Annotated in this window: 23 protein-coding genes; 11 read left to right on the forward strand and 12 right to left on the reverse strand. The window is 63.8% G+C overall.

Translation table 11 applies throughout. The features are described 5' to 3' along the window. Positions 1–54: 54 nt before the first annotated feature. The 6 genes from SM130_RS06190 to SM130_RS06215 form a co-directional block, all read right to left on the reverse strand. Entirely contained in the window at positions 55–1,218 is a 1,164-nt protein-coding gene (locus tag SM130_RS06190; protein WP_102823261.1) for a DUF1624 domain-containing protein, read from the reverse strand. Between the two features lie 152 nt (positions 1,219–1,370). Beyond that, positions 1,371–1,784, reverse strand: a complete 414-nt coding sequence (locus tag SM130_RS06195; protein ID WP_102823262.1) for a VOC family protein — start codon at positions 1,782–1,784, stop codon at positions 1,371–1,373. Positions 1,785–1,800: 16 nt separating this feature from the next. Then, entirely contained in the window at positions 1,801–2,220 is a 420-nt protein-coding gene (locus tag SM130_RS06200) for a YciI family protein (protein WP_102823263.1), read from the reverse strand. Positions 2,221–2,435: 215 nt separating this feature from the next. Next, the gene (locus SM130_RS06205) at positions 2,436–2,702 is read right to left on the reverse strand and encodes a hypothetical protein (protein WP_256044974.1); all 267 of its coding nucleotides are present in this window, start codon (positions 2,700–2,702) and stop codon (positions 2,436–2,438) included. A gap of 1 nt (position 2,703) precedes the next feature. After that, entirely contained in the window at positions 2,704–3,258 is a 555-nt protein-coding gene (locus SM130_RS06210; RefSeq protein ID WP_102823264.1) for a hypothetical protein, read from the reverse strand. 98 nt (positions 3,259–3,356) lie between these two features. Beyond that, positions 3,357–4,607, reverse strand: a complete 1,251-nt coding sequence (locus SM130_RS06215; RefSeq protein WP_102823265.1) for a M20/M25/M40 family metallo-hydrolase — start codon at positions 4,605–4,607, stop codon at positions 3,357–3,359. A 136-nt stretch (positions 4,608–4,743) separates the two neighbouring features. Here SM130_RS06215 and SM130_RS06220 point away from each other — a divergent pair, with 136 nt between their 5' ends. The 4 genes from SM130_RS06220 (at position 4,744) to SM130_RS06235 (ending at position 7,684) form a co-directional block, all read left to right on the forward strand. Then, entirely contained in the window at positions 4,744–5,187 is a 444-nt protein-coding gene (locus SM130_RS06220) for an HIT family protein (RefSeq protein WP_102823266.1), read from the forward strand. A gap of 142 nt (positions 5,188–5,329) precedes the next feature. After that, positions 5,330–6,280 carry an ABC transporter substrate-binding protein gene (locus SM130_RS06225; protein WP_102823267.1) on the forward strand — a complete coding sequence of 317 codons (951 nt, stop codon included), beginning with the start codon at positions 5,330–5,332 and terminating at the stop codon, positions 6,278–6,280. Beyond that, positions 6,277–7,038, forward strand: coding sequence for an ABC transporter permease (locus SM130_RS06230; protein ID WP_102823268.1), 762 nt, complete (start codon positions 6,277–6,279; stop codon positions 7,036–7,038). The genes SM130_RS06225 and SM130_RS06230 overlap by 4 nt, the downstream gene beginning before the upstream one ends. Beyond that, positions 7,031–7,684, forward strand: a complete 654-nt coding sequence (locus tag SM130_RS06235) for an ATP-binding cassette domain-containing protein (protein ID WP_102823269.1) — start codon at positions 7,031–7,033, stop codon at positions 7,682–7,684. The genes SM130_RS06230 and SM130_RS06235 overlap by 8 nt, the downstream gene beginning before the upstream one ends. Before the next feature lie 6 nt (positions 7,685–7,690). On the opposite strand, the gene SM130_RS06240 is transcribed toward SM130_RS06235, so the two are convergent. Together SM130_RS06240 and SM130_RS06245 are read right to left on the reverse strand one after the other, a co-directional pair. Then, positions 7,691–8,956: a DUF445 domain-containing protein gene (locus tag SM130_RS06240; protein WP_102823270.1), complete on the reverse strand. Its 1,266-nt coding sequence runs from the start codon at positions 8,954–8,956 to the stop codon at positions 7,691–7,693. Between the two features lie 286 nt (positions 8,957–9,242). Beyond that, the gene (locus SM130_RS06245; protein ID WP_102823271.1) at positions 9,243–9,641 is read right to left on the reverse strand and encodes a hypothetical protein; all 399 of its coding nucleotides are present in this window, start codon (positions 9,639–9,641) and stop codon (positions 9,243–9,245) included. 234 nt (positions 9,642–9,875) lie between these two features. On the opposite strand from SM130_RS06245, the gene SM130_RS06250 reads away from it, so the two are divergent. From SM130_RS06250 to SM130_RS06260, 3 genes are all read left to right on the forward strand, one after another. Next, a complete protein-coding gene (locus SM130_RS06250; RefSeq protein WP_102823272.1) occupies positions 9,876–10,064 on the forward strand; it encodes a hypothetical protein in 189 nt (62 codons plus the stop codon). 55 nt (positions 10,065–10,119) lie between these two features. After that, the gene (locus tag SM130_RS06255; RefSeq protein WP_102823273.1) at positions 10,120–10,329 is read left to right on the forward strand and encodes a hypothetical protein; all 210 of its coding nucleotides are present in this window, start codon (positions 10,120–10,122) and stop codon (positions 10,327–10,329) included. Between the two features lie 84 nt (positions 10,330–10,413). Then, the gene (locus SM130_RS06260; protein ID WP_102823274.1) at positions 10,414–11,001 is read left to right on the forward strand and encodes a LysE family translocator; all 588 of its coding nucleotides are present in this window, start codon (positions 10,414–10,416) and stop codon (positions 10,999–11,001) included. On the opposite strand, the gene SM130_RS06265 is transcribed toward SM130_RS06260, so the two are convergent. Then, a complete protein-coding gene (locus SM130_RS06265) occupies positions 10,998–11,837 on the reverse strand; it encodes an AraC family transcriptional regulator (RefSeq protein ID WP_102823861.1) in 840 nt (279 codons plus the stop codon). The two genes, SM130_RS06260 and SM130_RS06265, sit on opposite strands and share 4 nt — an antisense overlap. Before the next feature lie 112 nt (positions 11,838–11,949). On the opposite strand from SM130_RS06265, the gene SM130_RS06270 reads away from it, so the two are divergent. After that, positions 11,950–12,375, forward strand: coding sequence for a 3-isopropylmalate dehydratase (locus tag SM130_RS06270; protein WP_102823275.1), 426 nt, complete (start codon positions 11,950–11,952; stop codon positions 12,373–12,375). A 12-nt stretch (positions 12,376–12,387) separates the two neighbouring features. On the opposite strand, the gene SM130_RS06275 is transcribed toward SM130_RS06270, so the two are convergent. Next, entirely contained in the window at positions 12,388–12,738 is a 351-nt protein-coding gene (locus SM130_RS06275) for a DUF6746 family protein (RefSeq protein ID WP_102823276.1), read from the reverse strand. Positions 12,739–13,213: 475 nt separating this feature from the next. Here SM130_RS06275 and SM130_RS06280 point away from each other — a divergent pair, with 475 nt between their 5' ends. Both SM130_RS06280 and SM130_RS06285 read left to right on the forward strand, forming a co-directional pair. Next, entirely contained in the window at positions 13,214–14,830 is a 1,617-nt protein-coding gene (locus tag SM130_RS06280; RefSeq protein WP_102823277.1) for a methyl-accepting chemotaxis protein, read from the forward strand. A gap of 123 nt (positions 14,831–14,953) precedes the next feature. Beyond that, positions 14,954–15,961 carry an alpha/beta fold hydrolase gene (locus SM130_RS06285; RefSeq protein ID WP_102823278.1) on the forward strand — a complete coding sequence of 336 codons (1,008 nt, stop codon included), beginning with the start codon at positions 14,954–14,956 and terminating at the stop codon, positions 15,959–15,961. A 143-nt stretch (positions 15,962–16,104) separates the two neighbouring features. Here the strand turns inward: SM130_RS06285 and SM130_RS06290 are convergent, their stop codons facing one another. Beyond that, positions 16,105–17,031: an alpha/beta hydrolase gene (locus SM130_RS06290; protein WP_102823279.1), complete on the reverse strand. Its 927-nt coding sequence runs from the start codon at positions 17,029–17,031 to the stop codon at positions 16,105–16,107. A gap of 137 nt (positions 17,032–17,168) precedes the next feature. Then, positions 17,169–18,395, reverse strand: coding sequence for an MFS transporter (locus SM130_RS06295; protein ID WP_102823280.1), 1,227 nt, complete (start codon positions 18,393–18,395; stop codon positions 17,169–17,171). Positions 18,396–18,756: 361 nt separating this feature from the next. Between SM130_RS06295 and SM130_RS06300 the strand changes: the two genes are divergently transcribed. Further along, complete coding sequence (locus SM130_RS06300) at positions 18,757–20,778, forward strand: methyl-accepting chemotaxis protein (protein ID WP_102823281.1); 2,022 nt, start codon at positions 18,757–18,759, stop codon at positions 20,776–20,778. The last annotated feature ends 29 nt before the right edge of the window (positions 20,779–20,807 follow it).

The raw sequence follows: 20,807 nt of genomic DNA on the forward strand, positions 1-20,807 counted from the left end.
AGGCGACCGCGCTGGCCTCAGCGCGGTGCAACGCGGCCTATGAGCCTGCCGTGCTTATAGATACTTGAGCCAGGTGATGTCCCTGCGCCGCGCCTTGAGTTCGGCGAACCAGCGCACCGCCGGGAACAGGACCACAGCCAGCGCTACGGTGCATAACCATAGCGGCCACACTGCATCGAAGCCGAAGTGATTGCCTCGGTTCAGGCCCCAGATCGCCACGGCGGCGATATAGAGCAGCTTCAGCACATACAGGTGCAACAGGTAGAAGAACATCGGCGCGCTGCCGAATACCGTCAGTGGCCGCAGCCAGGCACTGTCTTGCTTGCGTTCGAAGTAGCGCAGCAGAAGCAGGCCGCAACCCAGCGTCAGGCAAAGGAACAGCAGCGACGGTGGGTACTTGGTGATGTTCAGCAGGCTCATCAATGTGCGCAGGCCATCCTCGCCGACGACCCAGGGCTGCTCACCGTAGCCGTTGATCAGCCGCAGCAGGATAAAGGTGAGCAAGGCGCCTTGAGCCCAGCCGCCCAGGTAACGCTGACGTCGCTCGGCGTCCGCGTTCCTGCCGAACCAGGGGCCGGCGGCATAGCCGAGCGCGATCACGCCTATCCACGGTAACAGCGGATAGGAGGTGCGCAGGCGCAGGTTTTCCGAAACCTCGATCCAGCCGCGGTCATGCAGGATGGCCCAGGGGATGTGCAATGCCGAGTCTGCGGCGAACTGCAGCGGGTCGAGCAGGTTGTGCCCGCCGATGATCACCATTCCCAGCACGATCAGCGCAGGGCGCGGCAGCCAGAGCAACGCCGACAATGCCAGCATGCTCAGACCGATGGCCCAGATGACTTGTAGATAAATCACCTGGGGCGGGAATTGGAACGTCCAGGCGAAGTTCACCAAGGTGAACTCCAGCGCCACCAGGAACAGCCCGCGTTTGAGCAGAAAGCTCGACACCGCACGACGGTCCTGATGTTTTTCTCCATAAAGGAAAGCGGACAGGCCGGTGAGGAAGATGAACACCGGTGCGCACAGATGCGCCAGGGTGCGGCTGAAAAACAGCGCCGGCTCGGTGACCGCCACGTCCATCGGGTCGGGCACCTGCATATGCAGGAGGAAGGTTTCGCGGACATGGTCCAGCAGCATGAACAGGATCACCAGGCCGCGCAGCGCGTCGATGGAATGCAGGCGCGCCGAGGCTGGCGGGGTCAGATTGGGGGAGGGCATGAACAGCTCACAACGGGATGATCGCGATGCGGGCACAGCGTTTCGCTGTGCCCGCCAGAAGGTGCGATACGTTATAACAAAGAAGTCGCCTCTCCAAATGCGAATCAACCACGAATACCGTTACGGACCTGAAAACGGCAGATGCGGTCGCCTTATTCGCAGTTGACCATCCAGGACACGCCGAAGCGGTCGGTGAGCATGCCGAAGCGCTCAGCCCAGAAGGTTTTTTCCAGCGGCATGACCACTGTGCCGCCCTCGGCCAGGGCAGCGAATAGCTTTTCGCTTTCGTCCACGCTGCTCGGATGCAGGGAAACCGAGCAACCCTTGATGCCTTCGTATGGCCCGCCGCCACAGGTGTCGGGCAAGGAGTCGGAGGCCATCAGCACACCATCGCCGAGGTTCAGGCAGGCGTGCATGATCCGTTCGCGATACTCGGCGGGGAACTGCTCGGCATCCGGTGCCTGGGCAAAGGTCATCATCTCCAGCGTGCCGCCCAGCACGTCTTTGTAGAAGGTGAACGCCTCGCGGGTGGCGCCGTCCAGGGTTAGGTAAGTGGTGATCTTCATTGCTTGCTCCTTGCGGTCATTGATTGAGTTGCGCGCGCAGGCGCTCTTCCTGCTCGCGCAGTTCGGGGGTGAACTCGGCGCCGAAATCTTCCGCTTCGAATATCTGGCGAATCTCGATTTCCGAATCGCCGATGGCTGATTGCGGGCAGCGCTTGATCCAGTCGATGGTCTCCTGCAGCGAGGCGGTCTGGAACAGCCAGTAGCCGGCGATCAGCTCACGGGTTTCGGCGAATGGGCCGTCGGTCACGCTGCACTCGCCGTTGTTGAAACGGACGCGCGCGCCCTTGTGGCTGGGGTGCAGGCCCTCGCCGCCGAGCAGTACGCCGGCGTTGGCCAGTTCTTCGTTGTAGCGGCCCATCGCCGCGAGCACATCTTCGCTGGGCATCTCGCCGGCTTCGGTTTGCGGGGTGGCCTTGATCATCACCATGAAACGCATCGGTGGACTCCTTCAGTGGTTGGAAAGAGCCTAGACGGGCGTGCAGCAAATTCCGCCGGCTCCGATCATTGGTCGAACGGGCGCGGGATGAATCGACAGATCGGCGAAAATTTCTTGGTGAAGTCAGCGCAGCGGATAGGTCAGCAACAGCAGATGCAGGCTGTTGCCCAGCCACCAGGCGAGCAGCAGGGCCGCTACCATCGCCTTGCCCAGGCTTAGGTGCATTTGCCAGGCGCAGCGCCGCCTAGGTCTTGCGGTGGTCCGAGCGGCAGCGCTATGAAGCCTGGGAGCATGTGCGCAGCGAGCAACAGAGCGCCGAGCGACGCACCCAATTGCCACAGCAGGTGAGGCACACGTGGCTGAGCAATAAGCCAGCCAGCGAACACCAGAACGGTCAGCGCGCCGACCGGCTCGATCATGCCCAGGGCAAGCCCAATCAGCAGCGTGACGAGGGGAATGCCGTAGTGCAGCGTGCGGGTCACGCTATTGCAGCCGGTACCGCCTGAGCTCGGTTGGCGTCAGTACGCGCATGCGCCATGGTTCGATCAGCTGCATATCGTCAGCCAGCCGTGGATTGACGCCCATGTCCCGCAGGTAGATGCGCGGCGCGCGGTATGGCCGCTGGGCAATCGACAGTGCCGATTCGCCGTTGCTGGTGTAGGGCCGATGCAGGCCGACATGCCCACGAACGGTTCGCTGTCGCCCAGCCGCCAACAGGTAGATGCAGCTGCCCTGGCAGACCGCGGCGGCTGGAACCAGCGCGTCGAAACCCGTCTCGCGCAGCAGATAGCCCATGCGCATCGCTTCCGCTGCGCTGCCGCCGATGTTGTCGAGGATCAGCAGCTTTCGCGCGTGCTTGCCCGGGTGGGCCATGATGCCTTTGAGCAGCGCTTCGTAATCACCCGGCGCAATTTGCTCGGTGACCCGCGCGACCAGTACCGGCCCCTGGTCTTCATGCTCCAGCGGCAGCACTTCGACCTTGGCGTGAGCGGTGCAGGCAAACAGCGCCAGTGCGCAAAGGGTGACGAGGCGATGCATCGGGCGGAAGGTCCTGTACTGGGGAGGTGGCGAAGATACCCGCAGCGCCGGCTTTCGCCTACTGCAACCTTCGCCTCTCGGCCGGCCTGACGCGTGTGTCAGCGCGCGGCGTCTTCGGCAGACAACGCACGAATCATTGCCGTCGTCAGGTACAGACGCGGTGCGATGCTCGACAGCTCGATGTATTCGTCTTCCGAGTGCAGCCCGGCACCGACCACGCCCATGGTTTCCAGCACGGCCGGCTTGTCGCTGTCCGGTACGTAGGCGTAGCCGGCGTCAGTGCCGAAGCGCATGGCGATCGGCTCGATGCGCTGGTCGATCTCGCCGTACAGGCGCTGCGCGGTTTTGGCCAGGCGCTCCGATGCCGGATTCTTCGCCAGTGGTGGCCGGCCCTTGTCGATGCGCAGTTCAACACGTGTGTCGTCGATCAGCTGGTCTTTGATGATCTTCTGCCCATCGGCGAGCACGCGGTCGGTTTCGCTGATATCGGAATAGCGCATGTCCGCCTCGGCGGTCGCCTTGTTCGGGATGATATTGCGCTTCTCGCCGCCGGCAATCATGGTCCAGTTCACCGTGGTGCCCTTGTCCGGATCGCCCAGATCCTTGAGCTGCACCAGTTGATGCGCCAGTTCCAGCACGGCGTTGCGACCGTCTTCTGGCGCGGAGCCGGCGTGGGACGACTTGCCCTTCACCTCCAACATCACGGCATTGATGCCATTGGTGGCTGTGGTCACCGCATCGCTGTCTGGTGGCTCGTAGGAAAAAACGTAGTCATGCTTGCGGGCGAGCTCGGCGATGATCTTCTTCGAACCGGCCGAGCCCATCTCCTCGTCCGGATTGAACAGCACCGTGATGCTGCCATAGCCGTCGAACTGCTGCGCCTTGAGCAGTTCGAGCGCATGCAGAATCATCGCCACGCCGCCCTTGGCATCAGCCACACCGGGCCCATAGGCGCGTTGCTCGTCCATGCGGAACGGGCGCTCCTGCGCGGTGCCTTCGGCAAATACAGTGTCGTAATGCACCATCAGCAGGAAGTCCTTGCTGCCGCTGCCCTTGAGGGTGCCGACGATGTTGTCGCCGGCCGATGGCGTCGCCGGGCTGGTGCTGACTTCGGCCCCCAGCGCCTGCAGGCGCTCGACCAGCATTTTGCTGACCGTGGCCAGGCCCGTTGCCTGACCGGTGCCGGTATCCACTGCGACCAGTTGCTTGACGGTATCGATATAGGCGCTCTGTTCGGCTTTGGCCTGGTCGAGCAGTTCGGAGGGCTTGATGTCGGCAGCCATGGCGGACAAGGAAGACAGGCAAAGCGCGACTGCAGCTGCAATCGGTGCGACGGCGCGGACGTGCATCGGAATAACCTCGGATCGCGGGGGGATGAGATTGAGAGCGCCGCCATGCCCGCAACGTTCCGAAGCATCGCTGCGCAAGTCGCTGGCGCGCGGAGAGTGCTAAGGTTTGTCTTTTCGACTTGCTGGAGAAACCAAGGTGTCCCTGACCACGTCCTATGACCCGCAGAACATCTTCGCCCAGATCATTCGTGGCGATGCGTCTTGCTACAAGCTCTACGAGGATGACGACGTACTGGCCTTCCTCGATCTGTTCCCGCAGTCCTTCGGCCACACGCTGGTGATCCCCAAGCGCTCCGCCGCCTGCAACATTCTCGATGTGGATACCGAGGCGCTGGCCAAGGTCATGGCCGTGGTGCAGAAGCTCACCCGCGTGATCGTTGACGAACTGCAGCCCGATGGCGTGCAGGTCGCCCAGTTCAATGGCGCGCCGGCCGGGCAGACGGTGTTCCACATCCACGTGCACATCGTGCCGCGTTACTCGGGCGAAGGGCTCGGTATCCATGCCGCCGGCAAGGCCGATCCGGCCGAACTGGAAAAGCTCCAGGCGCGCTTGCAGCAGCGTATCGCCACGCAGGCCTGAGTCAGGCTGCGATGGTCGTAGCGAGGTCAAGCCCGCTGCGACCATCGCAGCAGCCAACAGGCACCAAAGTACAATTCGTGCCCGGCAGGGGGCTTCGTACCCTGCGGGCATGATGCTTTCATTGCCCATCCTCACCCCGCTCATGCTACGTGCTCGCCGTGCGCTGCTGGCGCTTGTGCTGCTGCCGTTGTGCGCGCAGGCGCAGGAGCTGCCAGTGTTGACTCTCAGCGTGCTGCAGTTCGGCACGCCGCACTGGGAGTTGGAACATCTCAAGCGTCAGGGGCTGGATCGCGCCAATGGCTTCGAGCTGAAGGTACGGCTGGTGGCCGATGTGCCGGCCTCGCGGCTGGCGCTGACCAGCGGCAGCGTCGACGGTGCGGTGAGCGATCTGCTCTGGGCGCAGGCGCGTTACCAGGCCGGCACGGCCTATCGCTACGTACCCTTTTCCTCGCAGATCGGCGAAGTGCTGGTGCCCGAAGGCAGCGCCGCCATCGGCACGCTCGACGACCTGCGCGGCAAACGCATCGGTGTCGCCGGCGGCCCGGACGGGTTGGGCTGGCAGTTGCTGCAGCATGCCGCGGCACAGGACGGAATCGATCTGGCCAAACAGGCGACTGTTCAATACGCCGCACCGCCACTGCTTGGCCAGGCCCTGCGCCGCGGTCAGGTGGATGCGTTGCTGACCTTCTGGCATTTCTCCGCGCGCATGCGCGGCGAGGGCGGCGTGCAGGTGGCGTTCGGCCTGGCCGATCTGCTGCAGTCTCTGGAACTCGACCCTGACCTGCCGGTGCTCGGCTATCTATTCCCCGAATCCTGGGCAGTCGAACATGAAGCGTTGTTGCAGCGTTTCGCCACGGCGCTGGGCCAGACCAAGGACGAGCTAGCCCGCGAGCCGGCGCACTGGCAGGCGCTGCGCCCGCTCATGCGTGCCGACGAAGATGGGGTATTCGCTGCCTTACGCGACAGCTTCGTCGAAGGCATACCGCCGCCTCTTAACGAGACGCGGATCGCTGACCTGCAGCGACTGCTGACTCTCACCGGCGCCGATCCGGCGAAGCTTATGCCGGCGGCTCTGTTCCAGAGCGCACCATGAACGGCTCACGCTGGGCCTGCTGGATTGCGCTGCCGTTCGCGGTGGCGCTCTGGACGGTGATTGCGCTGGTGGTGCAGACGCCGCTGCTGCCCAGCCCGGCCGCCGTGCTCGATACCTTCTGGCTGGCCGTGCAAAGCGGCGAACTACCCGAGCACCTGCTGGTAACGCTGCGCCGGGTACTGATCGCTTTCGTGCTGGCGATGGCGCTGGGCACGCTGCTCGGTGTCTGGATGGGGCGCTCGCGGCTTGCCAATGCCGTGCTAGATCCGCTGCTGGTGCTGTTTCTCAACCTGCCGGCGCTGGTCATTATCATCCTGCTCTATGTCTGGTTCGGGCTGGTGGAGGCCGCGGCGGTACTGGCAGTGGTGATCAACAAGGTGCCGAATGTGGCGGTCACCGTGCGCGAGGGTGCACGCAGCCTCGATCCCAAACTGGAGCAGATGGCCCTGGTCTATGGCTTCACGCGCTGGCAGCGGATCAGCCATGTCTGGCTGCCGCAGCTGTTTCCCTACCTGATGGCGGCTACCCGCGGCGGGCTGGCGCTGATCTGGAAGATCGTACTGGTGGTCGAGCTGCTCGGGCGCTCGGATGGCATCGGCTTTCAGCTGCACATGGCCTTTCAGGTCTTCGATGTGGCGAGCATCCTGGCCTACAGCCTGGCCTTTATCGCCGTGGTCCAGCTGATCGAACTGGCGCTGCTGCAACCTTTGGAGCGCCGCGCATCGTCCTGGCGCGAAGCGGGCGTGCGCCATGCTTGAGCTGCGCCTGGACGGCCCCAGCGGCAACCATCCTGTGCTGGGCAAGATCGTGGCGCAGGTGCGCCCGGGTGATCGCATCTGCCTGTTGGGACCTTCCGGCGTCGGCAAGACGACCCTGCTCAACGCCATTGCCGGGCTCGATCTGCAACTGAGTCCGATGGTCACGCAACGTGCCGGGCTGCGCGTCGGCTACCTGTTTCAGGAGCATCGTCTGCTGCCCTGGCGCACGGTTCGGCAGAACCTGGCGCTGGTCGGCGCGGGGGCGGCGGAGATCGAGCGGCTGCTGGCCGAGGTCGGCTTGAGCGGATCGGGCGACTGTCTGCCGGATCAACTCTCGCTGGGCATGGCCCGGCGTGCCGCGTTGGCCCGCGCATTGGCGATCAAGCCCGAGCTCTTGCTGCTCGACGAGCCATTTGCTTCGCTGGATGCGGACCGCGCCGCCGAACTGCGCGGCCTGATCGCCCGCCTGCTGGACCAGCACCCCGGCATGGCGATGATCTGCGTGACCCACGATGCGCGCGACGCCGATGACCTGGCCAATCGCCTGTGGTACCTGAGCGGCACACCGGCCACGCTACGCTGGGACCAGCCGCTTGGCCGCGCGGACAGCGCCAGCCAGATCAGCGCGCACCTGCGCAGCGCCTGAGGCACATTAGCTGGCGAGCAACTGCGTCAGCGCGTGCAGGACCAACCCAACCAGTCCACCGACCAGCGTGCCGTTGATGCGGATGTACTGCAGGTCCTTGCCGACGCTCTGCTCCAGCTGCTCGACCAGCTCCCGGCTTTCCCAGTTCTCCACCCGCTGCGCGATATAAGCGCCGATCTGCCCGCGGTAGCGCTCCAGCAGCCCGGGCGCTGCAGCCAGCAGCTGTTCGTTGATCCAGCTGCGCATGGATTCGTCCCCAGCCAGGCCGTCGCCGAGGCCGCTGCAAAGGCTGACGATGCGCCGGCCGATGCGCGAGTCGTCGCTGGCCAGATCGCTCTCCAGCCAGGCGGTCAATTCCTGCCAGAGATTGCCGTAATAGGCGCTGGTAGCCGGGTGTTCCAAAAGCTGCGCGAGGATGCGTTCGACTTCCAGAGCGTACTGCGGGTCCTGTTCGAGGCGCTCGATGTATTCGCTGACATGCTCGTCGAAACGCTGGCGGATCAGGTGCTCGGGGTCGGCGGCGATCTCGGCGATCAGCGCGGACAGACCGTCGACGAATTTGTTCGCCGACCAGCCACTCACCGGCCGGCTCAGGCCCAGATAGCGCAGGGTACGGATTTCCCGGCTGATGGCATCGGCGACCAGGGCGCGGGTGTCGTCGTCCTGCATGATCGCGTCGAGGCGCAACAGTAGCTCGTCGAGCATCGCCTGATGCCGGCCTTGGCTGGTCAGTACGCGTAGCGCCTGGGCCAGCGGTGCGGAGAGGTCGAACTTGCGCAGCCGCTTGGTCACCTTGGCCTCGACGAAGGCGCGCACACGCTCGTCGTGCAACGCGGCGATGCCGAAATGCGCCACACCGGTGAGCCTGTGGCCCACGGCTTCAGCATTGCTCGGATGGCGCAGCCAGCCGGCCAGGCGCGAGGCAATGTCGAGCTCCTGCAGCTTGGCCAGCACCAGCGGCGTGGCTAGAAAATGGGTGGTGATGAAACTGGACAGGCTCTGGCCGATGCGCGCCTTGCTACGCGGAATGATCGCCGTATGCGGGATCGGCAGGCCCAGCGGATGGCGGAACAGGGCGGTGACGGCGAACCAGTCGGCAATCGCGCCGATCATCGCCGCTTCGGCGAAGGAGGCGACATAGGGCCATGCCGGATGAGCGGCCTCGAAGCGAGTCGCGACGATGTAGAGCAGGGCAGCCAACAGCAGCAGAAGGCCGGCAACCAGCTTCATCCGCGAAACCGGCGACCGCCAGGCGCTAGTCAAGGAACGCATGCAGATCCTCGTTTTTATGGTGAACGAGTCGAGTGTCTACCGGGGTAGACAGCTAAGCAACGCCATCAGGTCAGCGCAGGTATTAAAGGGACGGTGCGGATTGAAACTGCCAGAGCGCGAAGGCGATCTGCTTCGATTTGCACAACGTGCTGCGACTTAGCGCAGTAGGCGGGCTTTAGCCCACCATTGGTGTTGCGGCTGTTCGGTGGGCTGAAGCCCACCCTACGGATGGTGCTGGGGCCGTAGGGTGGTTGTCGCACTCTATATCCAGCAGGAAGTTACTGGATCACGCTTCTTCTTCTTCCTCGCGGATCAGCACGTACTGACCTTCGGCGTCGTTCAGGCAGTCCCAGACGTAGAACATCGATACCTGACCCGGTTTTTCCGTTACGGCGGCGTAATCGCCGGGCACCGCGGTGAAATAGACGCCGGAATCGGGCGCTGCCTGGCAGGCGATGCGGCCGGTGACGAAGGCTTCTGGCGAAGTGCCATCGAAGTAGTCGTCACGGTCCTTGGCATCCCATTCAGCGGGGGCTTGGAAGGGCCCCGAAATGATGATGCGCGCGTCTCCAAGGTCCTGCTCTTCCGCTTCCTCGTCGTATTCGTCGGGGCGGTACAGGGTGCATTCCAGGGCGTCCGGGTTTTCGAGAATGGCCGCGCGGGATTGTGGGGTGAGTGTCTGCATGGAATCTCCGACTGCGGTTGGGTGTGAGTGGGCAGTGTGGTGTAGCAGAACCGGCAGTGCAATCGGTTGGATGGTCGCGCCTTGCGCTCAGCTGACGAGGCGACCTTCGGTTACACGTGAGAGCGGTATCCAGCATCGGTGGCAAGCATCGGACCGCCGGCACATCGCAATACGAACGAGGTGTCGATTCCCCCCTCCAATCGATACCAACCACCAGCGAGATGCGGAGCAGCCATGGACGCGGATGAACAACTCGCGGGCGATGAGCCCGATGTCACCATGACCGATGCCGGTGAAAAGAACCCTGGCGAAGACCCCGATTTCGACGACCAACCGTCGCTACGGGACAATCCTGACGAGCCCGAAGTGCTGCCGGACGATCCGGATATCGAGGGCCGCGACGGCTCCAATCAGCCGGGCTAGCCGACCTATATTGATCCCGCGCCACTCGCGGGCTACCTATGCCAGAGGAATCGCCATGAACATCTATCAAGTCAGGCCTACCGAAATGGGCTGGGAGCTGGAAGACCAGCAGTCGCAGGAAACCGTGTTGCGCACCCTCACCAAGGACGAGATGTACAGCGCCCTCGACGCCTTCATGGAGGGCCGTACGGCATCGGTCGAAGTCATCGGCCGCGATGGTGAACTGGAGGAAGAGCGGCCCTATCCTGGCAGCCATCATCCGTAGCGCAGGCAGGGCAATTTCCTTCAATAAAGCGACTCCCACGAGCCGCTATCCTGTTGCCTCCTTCGATTGGCAAACAGAGTATTTATGGACCCCTATCTCGCCATGGCCGCGTTCGCGCTGGCGTCTTCGATTACGCCCGGGCCGGTCAATCTGGTGGCGTTGAACTGCGGCGCACGCTTCGGCTTTCGCGCCAGCGGGCGGCACATTGCCGGCGCAACCATCGGTTTCACCCTGTTGCTGTTGCTCATTGGCCTCGGGCTGTACGAGCTGCTGGAGCGTGCGCCGATACTGATGCGTGGCATCCAGTGGGGTGGCGTGGCGTTTCTGTTGTACATGGCCTGGCGCCTGGCTGCTGATGATGGTCGGCTCGAACCTGCTGCCGCCAGTGGTGGCCCCTCGTTGCTCGATGGGGCGCTGATGCAGTGGCTCAACCCCAAGGCCTGGCTGGCCTCTGTCGCCGGGATGGGCCTGTTTGCGGCTAACGGCGATGTTCAGCGGGTCTGGCTGTTCGCCGCTCTGTACTTCCTCATCTGCTATGCCTCGATTGCCTGCTGGGCCGGCGCCGGAGCCTTTCTCAGTCGCTACCTGCAGGAGCCATCGCGGGTGCGCTGGCTGAATCGGACAATGGCGCTATTGCTGGCCGGCAGCGCGCTCTATCTCGTGGTCGGTTAGCTGCGGGCAGTCCGGTCGCGATACTGGCCGGGCGTCGCGGCCAGCTGGCGCTTGAAGGTGCGCTGGAAGTGCGCCTGGTCGGCAAAGCCTGCGGCCAGCGCCACCTCGGCAAGATCCAGGCCCTGGCGAAGCCAGTGCTGGCTGCGCTGGATACGGCGGTTGAGCAGATAGGCATGCGGGGTCATGCCGTAGTGCTGCTTGAACGTGCGGATCAGGTAGGAAGGCGACAGCTCGGCGGCCTGGCAGATGTCTTCCAGGCGCAGCGCGTCGGTGCAGTGCTCGGCAATGTAGTCGGCAGCGCGACTCAGTTGCTGCAACGGCTCGGTGCGCGACTCGGTTGGCGCGGGCGCTAGCGTCTGTTGCAGCAGGGTGAAGTATTCGACCGCAGCGCTCTGCTTGTGCAGCGTGTCCGCCAGCGGGTCGAGCAGCGTGGCGTACAGCTGCGTCAGCCCGTCGAACAAGCCCGGATTGAGGCTCTGGATCGGTGCGTAGGGGATGAAAACCCCGTCGCTGCTGACGCCCAATTCATTCTGCAGCGCGCCCAGCCAGCGTGCGTCGACGTAAAACATAAGATACGACCAGGCCTGGCCATCGATGGGATTGCAGGCATGCAGCGTTTGCGGATTGATCAGCACCAGCGTGCCGCGTGCGATCGTTTCGCGGGCCTCGCCGTTGAAGTAGGTGCTCGCACCTGCTGTGATCGCGCCGATTGAAAAGGTCTCGTGGCAATGCGGCGCATAGCAGACCTTGCGCCCGTCGGCGACTGCTCGCGCTTCGAGAAAGGGCAGCGCGGCGTCGCGCCAGAAGCGTGGCTGGTCGTCGTTCGGGTTGTTCACCTTGCACCTGCCGTCATTGATACGAAACTGGCGTCTGACTCTAGCAATCATCTGCCGCTCTGGCATGCTCAATGATCCGGCTCGCCGTTTCGTCTTCCGAACAGGAGTTCATATGCGCCCAATTCTCGCTTTCGCCGCACTGCTTTCGCTGGCTGGCTGCTCGTCCTGGCAGCCCGATGCCGAAGACGTCGTCCCGGTGCCGGCCGAGCGTGTACTGGCGTATCAGCAGACGCTGGATAACTCCGGTGAGGTGGTGGTGACGCGGGACTTCGGCTTGCGCGGCGGTGGTTGCTATATCGCCGTGCTGATCGATCGTGAGCTGGCGGCGCGCATTCATGTCGGGGAGGTGGTGCGCTTTCAGGTGCCGGCCGGCGCGCGGATCGTCAGCATTGGCACCGATCCGCTGGATGACACGCTGTGCGGCAAACTCAGCCTGCGCCGAGAGAAGCTGGCACAGGTGCAAGCGGGGCAGACGCTGGAGTTTCGTGTGATCAGCGACAACCGCATTGGCTTTGACATCTTGCCGGTCAAGCGCTGATCGACCGGTGAGCTACTTGATCACCGTCCGCGCAGTCTTCAGGTATTCGTTGGCGTAGCGCTTCACTTCGTCGGCATCCTTGGCTTCCGAGGCGATGTGGATTTCCTCGAGGGTGTCGGTCAGGCCGTCCATCTCCTCGTTGATCTTGTCCAGCGCGTCTTTCAGCGTGTAGGTCAGTTCGTGAATCTGCGCCATGCTTTCCGGCGTCAGGCCTTGCGCCATGGCCTGTTCCAGGCGGCTGTTGTAGTCGGAAAAGTTCTTCACCGCCTCGGCCAGGTTGCGCGATGGCTGGGCGTCGGCCAGAGCATGGCCGGCAATGCTAGTGGTCAGCGCCAGAACGGCACTCTTGATAAGCGTTTTCACGACAGGTCCCTTGCTGAAATTGTGGGGCGCGAAGGTATCAGCTGTTCATCCGGACGCTGCGCAGCAGCGCACAGTATGCGCAGCGCCATTAGTCGTAGGCCGCTCGCTTGGCGAACCCCGCTGCGCCGGTGCCGAGGGCGTCAGGTGGCTTCGAGTCTGGTTTTGGACGGGGAACCCTCTTGGCCTCATCCGCTCTGGCATGGGCCTTGCGAGGTTAAACCTGGTTACAGCTTCGCGTTAAAAGCCGATAAGGGGTGACCGATACCGAACGGTTAGATGGCACAATGCCTCTATTGGCGCGCGAGTACTCTGGGATTCAATAACAAACACCTCGAGGCCTTGCCCCCCCATGTCACGTCCCGCAATGGGACATCGGTCGAGCAGATCGACCGTGCTGCCAGAACCAATTACAAAGAACTGCCTTACTTGCCAATTGCCGCCCTCAGAGACGGCACGTCATATGGAAAGAATGAATATGCAGCAACTCACCATCCGTGCCCGCCTGCTGATGCTGGTTGGGGCGATGCTCTTGGCTTGTCTGGTCATCGGCCTGACCGGGCTGAACGCACAGCAGCGCAGCGTAGCCGGGCTGAATACGGTCTACCTCGACCGCGTCGTACCGCTGCGTGACCTCAAGCTGATCGCCGATCTGTATGCGGTGAAGATCGTCGACACCACGCACAAGACGCGCAGCGGCATGCTCACCTACGGACAGGCGCGTGATGATGTGCGTAATGCGCGCGGCGAGATTCGCCGTCTGTGGGGCGACTTCATGAGCACCAAGCTGATCGAAGCCGAACGCCGGGTGGCGACGCGCCTCGAGGGGTTGATGAAAGCTGCCGACGCTCCGCTGGACGAGCTGGAGCGCACGCTCGATCGCCACAGCGAGAAGCGCCTGGCAGCGTTCGTCATCAACGATCTGTATCCGCTGATCGATCCCATTTCCGAGGGCTACAGCGAGCTGATCGAGATGCAATTGGGTGAGGCCAAGGCTGAATATGATCAGGCGTTGGCGCTGTATGAGCGCAACCGCGTGCTGAATATCGGCCTGTTGCTGGCACTGATGATCGGCGGCGGGCTGTTTGCCATGGTATTGCTGCGCAGCATCAGCCGACCGCTGCAAGAGCTGAAGCAGGCCGCTGCATCGGTTGCCGCAGGTGACCTGACTCGGACCATCGAGTGCCGCGGGCGTGACGAGATCACCGAAGTGCAACAGTCGATTCGGCAGATGCAGAGCACCCTGCGCGACACCTTGCAGGATATCCAGGGCTCGGCCACGCAGCTGGCATCCGCAGCCGAAGAGCTGCATGCCGTCACCCAGCACACCGCCCAGGGCATCCACCAGCAGAACGAAGAAGTACAGATGGCGGCCACCGCAGTCACCGAGATGTCTGCGGCAGTGGATGAGGTGGCGGGCAACGCCAATCGAACCTCGGATGCCTCGCGCGATGCCGAGACGGTTGCCGAAGCTGGCCGCCGCCAGGTCACCGCGACGCGCCAGACCATTCACCAGCTCAGCGACCGGCTGCAGGAAAGCGTTGGCACCGTGACCCGTCTGGCCGATGAAGCGGCGAGTATTGGCCAGGTGGCAGACGTGATCCGCTCGATTGCCGAGCAGACCAACCTGCTGGCGCTCAATGCTGCCATCGAGGCGGCGCGCGCGGGCGAGGCCGGGCGTGGTTTTGCTGTGGTGGCCGACGAGGTACGCAACCTGGCGCAGCGCACGCAGAGCTCGACCCAGGAAATCGAGCGCATGATCGGCGCGATCCAGAGCGCCACCGAGCAATCGGTGCGCGACATGCAGCAGAGCAGTGAATTCGCTTCCCGCAGCCAGGCCATGGCTGACGAAGCGGATGTAGCGCTGGGACTTATCGCCGAGCGGGTCGGACAGATCAATGAGATGAACCTGGTGATCGCCAGCGCAGCCGAGGAGCAGGCCCAGGTCGCCCGCGAAGTGGACCGCAACCTTATCGCCATTCGCGACATTTCCGAGCAGAGCGCCACCGGTGCGCAGCAGACTTCGGTAGCTAGCGACGAACTGGCGCGCCTGGCGACGCAGCTCAACCAGCTGGTCGGCCGCTTCCGTCTGTAAGCGCCGGGCGATGGGCTGATGCGGTCGGGACATGCGATGTCGCAATCCGACCGCGAACCTGACGGGACGAACGCATTCCTATGTACGGGTTTCCCCCGATCCATACTGAACAAGGAGTCGCGTGTGAAAACAGCCGTGTCCGTCCTGGCGCTCGCCACCGGTCTAACCCTCAGCCTGCCGCTGCTGGCCGAAAGCCGACCGGCCTTTGGTCCGCAGCTGGAAGGCTTCAGCTACCCGCATCCGCTCAAGCACTACCGTTTCGAATCCCAGGGCAAGGCGCTGGAGATGGCCTTCATAGACGTCGAGCCGCAGGGCAAGGCGAACGGCCGCACGGCGCTGTTGCTGCATGGCAAGAACTTCTGTGGGGCGACCTGGGAACGCACCATCAAGGTGCTTGGCGATGCCGGCTACCGGGTGATTGCACCCGATCAGGTCGGCTTCTGTAGCTCGAGCAAGCCCGAGGGTTACCAGTTCAGCTTCGCCCAGCTGGCGCACAATACCCAGGCACTCCTCGAGCAGGAGAGCATCGAACAGGTCACGGTGATCGGCCACTCGATGGGCGGCATGCTGGCGGCGCGGCTGGCGCTGAACTACCCGCAGCGGGTCGAGCAGCTGGTACTGGTCAACCCAATCGGTCTCGAGGACTGGCAGGCCGAAGGCGTACCGTACGCCTCGATTGATCAGCTCTACCAATCGGAACTCAAGACGGACTTCGACAGCATCAAGGCCTACCAGCAGAAGTTCTACTACAACGGCAACTGGAAGCCGGAGTACGACCGCTGGGTTGGCATGCTGGCGGGTATGTATGCCGGAGAGGGCAAGCAGCAGGTCGCCTGGAACCAGGCGCAGACCTCGGAAATGGTCTTCACCCAGCCAGTGATCCATGAATTTTCTCGGATCAAAACCCCCACCTTGCTATTGATCGGCGGGCTGGATCGCACCGCGCCGGGCGCCAACCGCGCTCCGGAGGACGTCGCCAAGCGTTTGGGCAATTATCCAGAGCTGGGCCGTCAGGCCGCCGCGATGATTCCGGATGCGACGCTGGTGGCCTTCCCTGATCTGGGGCATTCACCGCAGGTCGAGGCACCGGAAGAGTTCCACCGTGCGCTGCTCGAGAGGCTGCAGCGCTAAGCGGGATCACCGGCGCTGCCGGGCGACTCACCTCAGTTACGTAGGGTGGGATTTAGTACACCGGACACCCCGCGGTGCATCGGCTGGTGGGCTGAAGCCCACCCTACGGCGAGGTCCGCGCGAGGCGCAGGACGGCCCCAAGCCTAACCGCGCCTGGAGACTTCGAGGGATGGCGGCGTGTCGGATTCCAGTAACGCCTGCAACGCACGGCCATAGGCGCCGAGCGCCACGCGCAGGCTGTTGTTGTGGGTGGCGCCCTCGACCAACAACAGCTGCTTGGGCTGGCGCGCGGCTTGATACAGCTGCTCGCTGAAGCGCGCCGGCACATAGCGGTCTTCGGTGCCGTGGACTACGAGCAGAGGCATGCCGATGCGGTCGATCTTCTTCACCGAATCGAATTTCTGCGACAGCAGCCAGCGCACCGGCAGGCTGGTGTCGGATACCACCGTCGCCACGTCGGCAAGTGAGGTGAAGGTCGATTCGATGATCAAGGCACGCGCCTCGGCTGGCGCGTCCTCGCGTTCGGCCTGTTGCCCCAGCTCCGCGGCCAGATCGACGGCCACCGCGCCGCCTAGGGAATGGCCGTAGATGAAGCGCTTGTTGGCATCCGGCTGCAGTGCTTTCAGGCGTTCCCAGCCGATACGTGCATCGGCATAGACGCTGCGCTCCGATGGCAGGTCGCCGAGGCTCTGGCCGAAACCGCGGTAGTCGATGGCCAGCACAGAGAAGCCCAGCGCGCGCAGTTGTTCCAGGCGAAACAGGTGGCCGGTGAGGTTCCAACGCACGCCGTGCAGGTAGAGCAGGGCGGGTGCATCAGCGTCGGCGGCTGGCCACCACCAGGCATGAATGTTCTGTTCGTCGCCGAATGCCGAATCGGTCAGCTGCAACTCTTCGATGCCGCGTGGCAGGCCGCTGAACCAGGACGCGGTGCCCGGTTCGATTCGGAACACCAACTCGCGCTCTTTCTGTTCGAGCACAGAACAGCCCACCGGCAGGCCAACGGCGAACAGGGCGATGAGCAACAGGCAGAGCCGTCGGGCTCTGCTGCGAAACAGAAAGAAGCGCTGCAAGGTCAGGGTCTCGAAAAATCAGAGGCTATAGATAGATAGGACCCGCTTGCCGAATGATCTGCAATGCGGCCCTTCGCTTCACTAATTACTGCATGTTGCGCGCCATGGTCGCAGCCAACGGACAGCCGGCGTCGCGCTCAGGAGCAGCAGGTCGCCGGGCTCGACTCGGAATCCCGTACGGCGCGTTCGATCTTCCAGGCCCAGGCAAATACCAGCAGGCCGCCGACGGCCGTAGCGGCACCGATGTAGCCGGTCGAAGTCCAGCCAAAGCCCGCAGTGATCGCCAGGCCGCCGAGCCAGGGGCCGAGGGCATTGGCGACGTTGAAGGCGGCGTGATTGGAGGCGGCAGCCAGCGTCTGGGCATCTGCGGCGACGTCCATCAGATGGGTCTGCAGGGCGGGCGACAGCGACACCATGGTGCCCACTGCGAACACCGCAGGGAAGATCGTCCAGACGGAGTGTGCCGCCAGTGGAAACACCAGCAACACCAGCGCGCTCCACAACAGCAGCCAGGCGACTGCCTTGAAGCGCAGCTTATCGAACAGCCAGCCCCCGACCAGGTTGCCGACGATGCCGCCCAAGCCGAATGCAGCGAGGGCAAATGGAATCCAGCCGGCGCTGACACCGGTTACCTCCAGCAGGGTCGGTGCCATGTAGCTGAACACGCAGAACATGCCGGCGAAGCCTATCGAGCTGATCGCCAGCGCCAGCCAGACCTGCGGCCGGTTGAACGCGCGTATCTCGTGCAGCGGGCTGTTGCGCGGCTCGTCGCGGTTCAGCGGCAGGAACAGCGCCACCAGCAGCACCGTCAGCAGGGCGATGGCGCCGACCAGGGCGAACGCATAGCGCCAGCTCAGCCATTGCCCGAGCCAGGTGGCCAGCGGGTTGCCGATCAAGATCGCCACGGTCAGCCCCATCAGCACGCGGGCGACGGCCTGGGCGCGTTTGTCTGGCGGCACCATCGAGGCCGCCACCAGCATCGCCACGCCGAAATAGGCGCCGTGGGGCAGCCCGGTAACGAAGCGGAAGGCCATCAGCGTGGCGTAATCCGGCGCCAGGGCGCTGGCGAAGTTGCCCAGGGCGAAGAAGCCCATCAGCAACAGCAGCAGCTGTCGGCGGAACAGCCTCGAACCGAGAATTGCCAGCAGCGGCGCGCCGACCACCACGCCCAGCGCGTAGGTACTGATGACGTTACCGACCTGGGGTTCGCTGATGCCCAGCCCCTCGGCCACGTTGGGCATCAGCCCCATGATGGCGAACTCGCCGGTACCGATGGCGAAACCGCCCATGGCCAGCGCCAGTTCGAGCAGCAGTACGGCACGGGCGGAAAGGGGCGGGGTCGCTGCGGTGGCGGGTGCCGTCATAATTACCTCGGCGCGTTGAAAAGAGGCGGCATTATTTACGCTTGGGCGCGCAGGTAAAGCCCTACCGCTGAAGAAGGAGATCACAGGGTGGTGGGATTGCAACGGCAAGCCGGAGTTCGCCTGCTGTGCAGGGAACCCTGCGCACGGGGTGGCGATGGACCAGGCATCGGACGGGCGGTCTGCTGGCGCCAGTTTTTTTGCCCTGCAATCTTGACTCTGATCAGGGTGACTGTGAGGTCGCATCCGTATTTTGCGCGGCAGATCTCATTTCGTTCTGATCGCCTCGAAGCACCTCGGCACCGCCGGGCAACTCGACGCCGATCGCTCTCGTGCAGCACCTCGCATCGTCCAGGAACGCCCCATGAAAATCGTGTTTTCGCCCGCCGAACTGCTGATGAACCGGCTCAACTACCCGAGCAAGTTTGCCCTGATCGGCTTGCTGGTATTTCTCGCCTTCGCCAGCCTGATGTGGACCATCGCCAGCCAGCTCAACCGCACCATAGAGCGAGCCGAGAGCGAACTGGTCGCGACCGCCCTGGCGCGACCATTGTCCAAGCTGGTCGAGCTGACCCAGCAACACCGCGGCGTATCTTCCATGCTGCTGGGTGGCAACGCCTCGATGGCTGACCGCCGCAACACACTGCAGACCAACGTCGATGCGGCCATGGCCGAGATGAACCGCACACTGGCCGACGACAAACGTGGCATGCGCGAATGGCAGAACATCGGACGCGGCTGGGACGAGATCAAGCGGAGCGTGCAGAGCTGGTCGCAGCCGCAGAGCTATCAGGCGCATACCGCGCTGATCGGCGAGCTGCTGAATTTTCAAACGCTGCTGTCCGACGTCTACGGCCTGACCTTCGATCCGGAGCCGCAGACTTATTACCTGATGACTGCCGCGGTCAATCGCGTGCCGTTTCTGATCGAGCGGCTCGGGCGCCTGCGCGGCAGTGCGTCGGCCATGCTGGCCCGGGGCGAAATCAGCGACGAGCAACGCACCGCGCTGATCGTGGTGACCGAGGAAATTCGCTCGGCGACGGTCGAGATGGAACGCAGTGTGGAAAAGGTCATCGCCCAGCGGCCGGAGCTGCAGACGCAGCTGAACCGGGCGGTGGCGACCCTGCGTGAGCGCGGTGAAGCGGTTGACCGGGTTGTCCAGGGCATGGTGGTGCGCGGCGATTTCAGCAGCACCACGTCGGCGCAGTTCTTCGACATGACCACCGAGGCGATCAGCATCGGCTACTCGCAAATGTACGACGTGTTGCTGCCAAATCTGGATCAGCTGCTGCAGCAACGTATCGACGACGCCCGCCAGATGCTGCATGGCAACCTCGCCATGCTGCTGGTGGTGCTTGGCGTGATCGGCTATCTCTCGGTGGGTGCCTACCTGTCGGTGATGACCAGCATTCGCAGCCTGCGCGACGGCAGCGAACGGCTCGCCGCCGGCGACCTCACCGCGCACATCCAGCTGGCCGCGCGTGACGAGCTGCGTTACGTAGCCGGCAGCTTCAACGACATGGCCGAGGCCATGCGCCAGTTGATCGGCAGCATCAAGAGCAACTCCGACCACGTCGCCGACTCGGCGCGCAGCCTGGTAACTGCCTCCGGGCAGATTCATGTCGCCTCGCAGTGCCAGAGTGATGCAGCATCGAGCATGGCGGCGGCGGTGGAGCAGATGACCGTCGGCATCGAGAGCATCGCGCGCAACGCCGGCGAGGCCGATGCACTGGCCAATCGCTCTGGCGAACTGTCACGCCAGGGCGGCGAAATCGTCGCCGCGGTGGTCGAGGAGATCAGCCAGATCGCCATATCGGTGGGCGACTCGGCGCGTACCGTCGCCGAGCTGGGCGAACGCTCCGGGCAGATCTCCGCCATCGTCGGGGTGATTGGCGATATCGCCGCACAGACCAACCTGCTGGCGTTGAACGCGGCAATCGAGGCCGCGCGAGCGGGCGATCAGGGACGTGGTTTTGCCGTGGTGGCCGATGAGGTGCGCAAGCTGGCCGAACGCACCGCCAACTCCACCAAGGAAATCGCACAGATGGTTTCGGCCATCCAGCAGGGCACCGAGGGTGCGGTGCAAGGCATGGAGCAGGGCGTGGCAAAGGTCAACGAAGGCGTCGCACGTGCTCAGCGCGCCGGTGAGGCCATGGGCGGCATCCGTGAAGCGGCAAACCAGGTGCTCTTCACCGTGGCGGAGATTTCCAATGCGCTGCGCGAACAGAGCACGGCGTCCGCCGAAATCGCCCAACAAGTGGCCACCATCGCCCGCATGGCCGAGGAAAACGGCGAAGCGGTAGGCAGCAACCACCACACCGCCAGCCGCCTCAGCGACCTGGCCGGCACTCTGCTCGACAATGTCAGCCGCTTCAAGGCGAGCTGAGCGCCAGCACATCGACGGCGCCAGTTGGC

Origin of the sequence: Stutzerimonas stutzeri (assembly GCF_038561965.1) — a bacterium.
Lineage (GTDB): Bacteria > Pseudomonadota > Gammaproteobacteria > Pseudomonadales > Pseudomonadaceae > Stutzerimonas > Stutzerimonas stutzeri_AA.

Excerpts from the sequence above, each read along its gene's own strand:
- SM130_RS06190 (WP_102823261.1), bottom strand. The coding sequence starts at position 1,218 with ATGCCCTCCCCCAATCTGACCCCGCCAGCCTCGGCGCGCCTGCATTCC.
- SM130_RS06195 (WP_102823262.1), bottom strand. The coding sequence starts at position 1,784 with ATGAAGATCACCACTTACCTAACCCTGGACGGCGCCACCCGCGAGGCG.
- SM130_RS06200 (WP_102823263.1), bottom strand. The coding sequence starts at position 2,220 with ATGCGTTTCATGGTGATGATCAAGGCCACCCCGCAAACCGAAGCCGGC.
- SM130_RS06210 (WP_102823264.1), bottom strand. The coding sequence starts at position 3,258 with ATGCATCGCCTCGTCACCCTTTGCGCACTGGCGCTGTTTGCCTGCACC.
- SM130_RS06215 (WP_102823265.1), bottom strand. The coding sequence starts at position 4,607 with ATGCACGTCCGCGCCGTCGCACCGATTGCAGCTGCAGTCGCGCTTTGC.
- SM130_RS06225 (WP_102823267.1), top strand. The coding sequence starts at position 5,330 with ATGCTACGTGCTCGCCGTGCGCTGCTGGCGCTTGTGCTGCTGCCGTTG.
- SM130_RS06230 (WP_102823268.1), top strand. The coding sequence starts at position 6,277 with ATGAACGGCTCACGCTGGGCCTGCTGGATTGCGCTGCCGTTCGCGGTG.
- SM130_RS06235 (WP_102823269.1), top strand. The coding sequence starts at position 7,031 with ATGCTTGAGCTGCGCCTGGACGGCCCCAGCGGCAACCATCCTGTGCTG.
- SM130_RS06240 (WP_102823270.1), bottom strand. The coding sequence starts at position 8,956 with ATGCGTTCCTTGACTAGCGCCTGGCGGTCGCCGGTTTCGCGGATGAAG.
- SM130_RS06245 (WP_102823271.1), bottom strand. The coding sequence starts at position 9,641 with ATGCAGACACTCACCCCACAATCCCGCGCGGCCATTCTCGAAAACCCG.
- SM130_RS06250 (WP_102823272.1), top strand. The coding sequence starts at position 9,876 with ATGGACGCGGATGAACAACTCGCGGGCGATGAGCCCGATGTCACCATG.
- SM130_RS06255 (WP_102823273.1), top strand. The coding sequence starts at position 10,120 with ATGAACATCTATCAAGTCAGGCCTACCGAAATGGGCTGGGAGCTGGAA.
- SM130_RS06260 (WP_102823274.1), top strand. The coding sequence starts at position 10,414 with ATGGACCCCTATCTCGCCATGGCCGCGTTCGCGCTGGCGTCTTCGATT.
- SM130_RS06270 (WP_102823275.1), top strand. The coding sequence starts at position 11,950 with ATGCGCCCAATTCTCGCTTTCGCCGCACTGCTTTCGCTGGCTGGCTGC.
- SM130_RS06280 (WP_102823277.1), top strand. The coding sequence starts at position 13,214 with ATGCAGCAACTCACCATCCGTGCCCGCCTGCTGATGCTGGTTGGGGCG.
- SM130_RS06295 (WP_102823280.1), bottom strand. The coding sequence starts at position 18,395 with ATGACGGCACCCGCCACCGCAGCGACCCCGCCCCTTTCCGCCCGTGCC.
- SM130_RS06300 (WP_102823281.1), top strand. The coding sequence starts at position 18,757 with ATGAAAATCGTGTTTTCGCCCGCCGAACTGCTGATGAACCGGCTCAAC.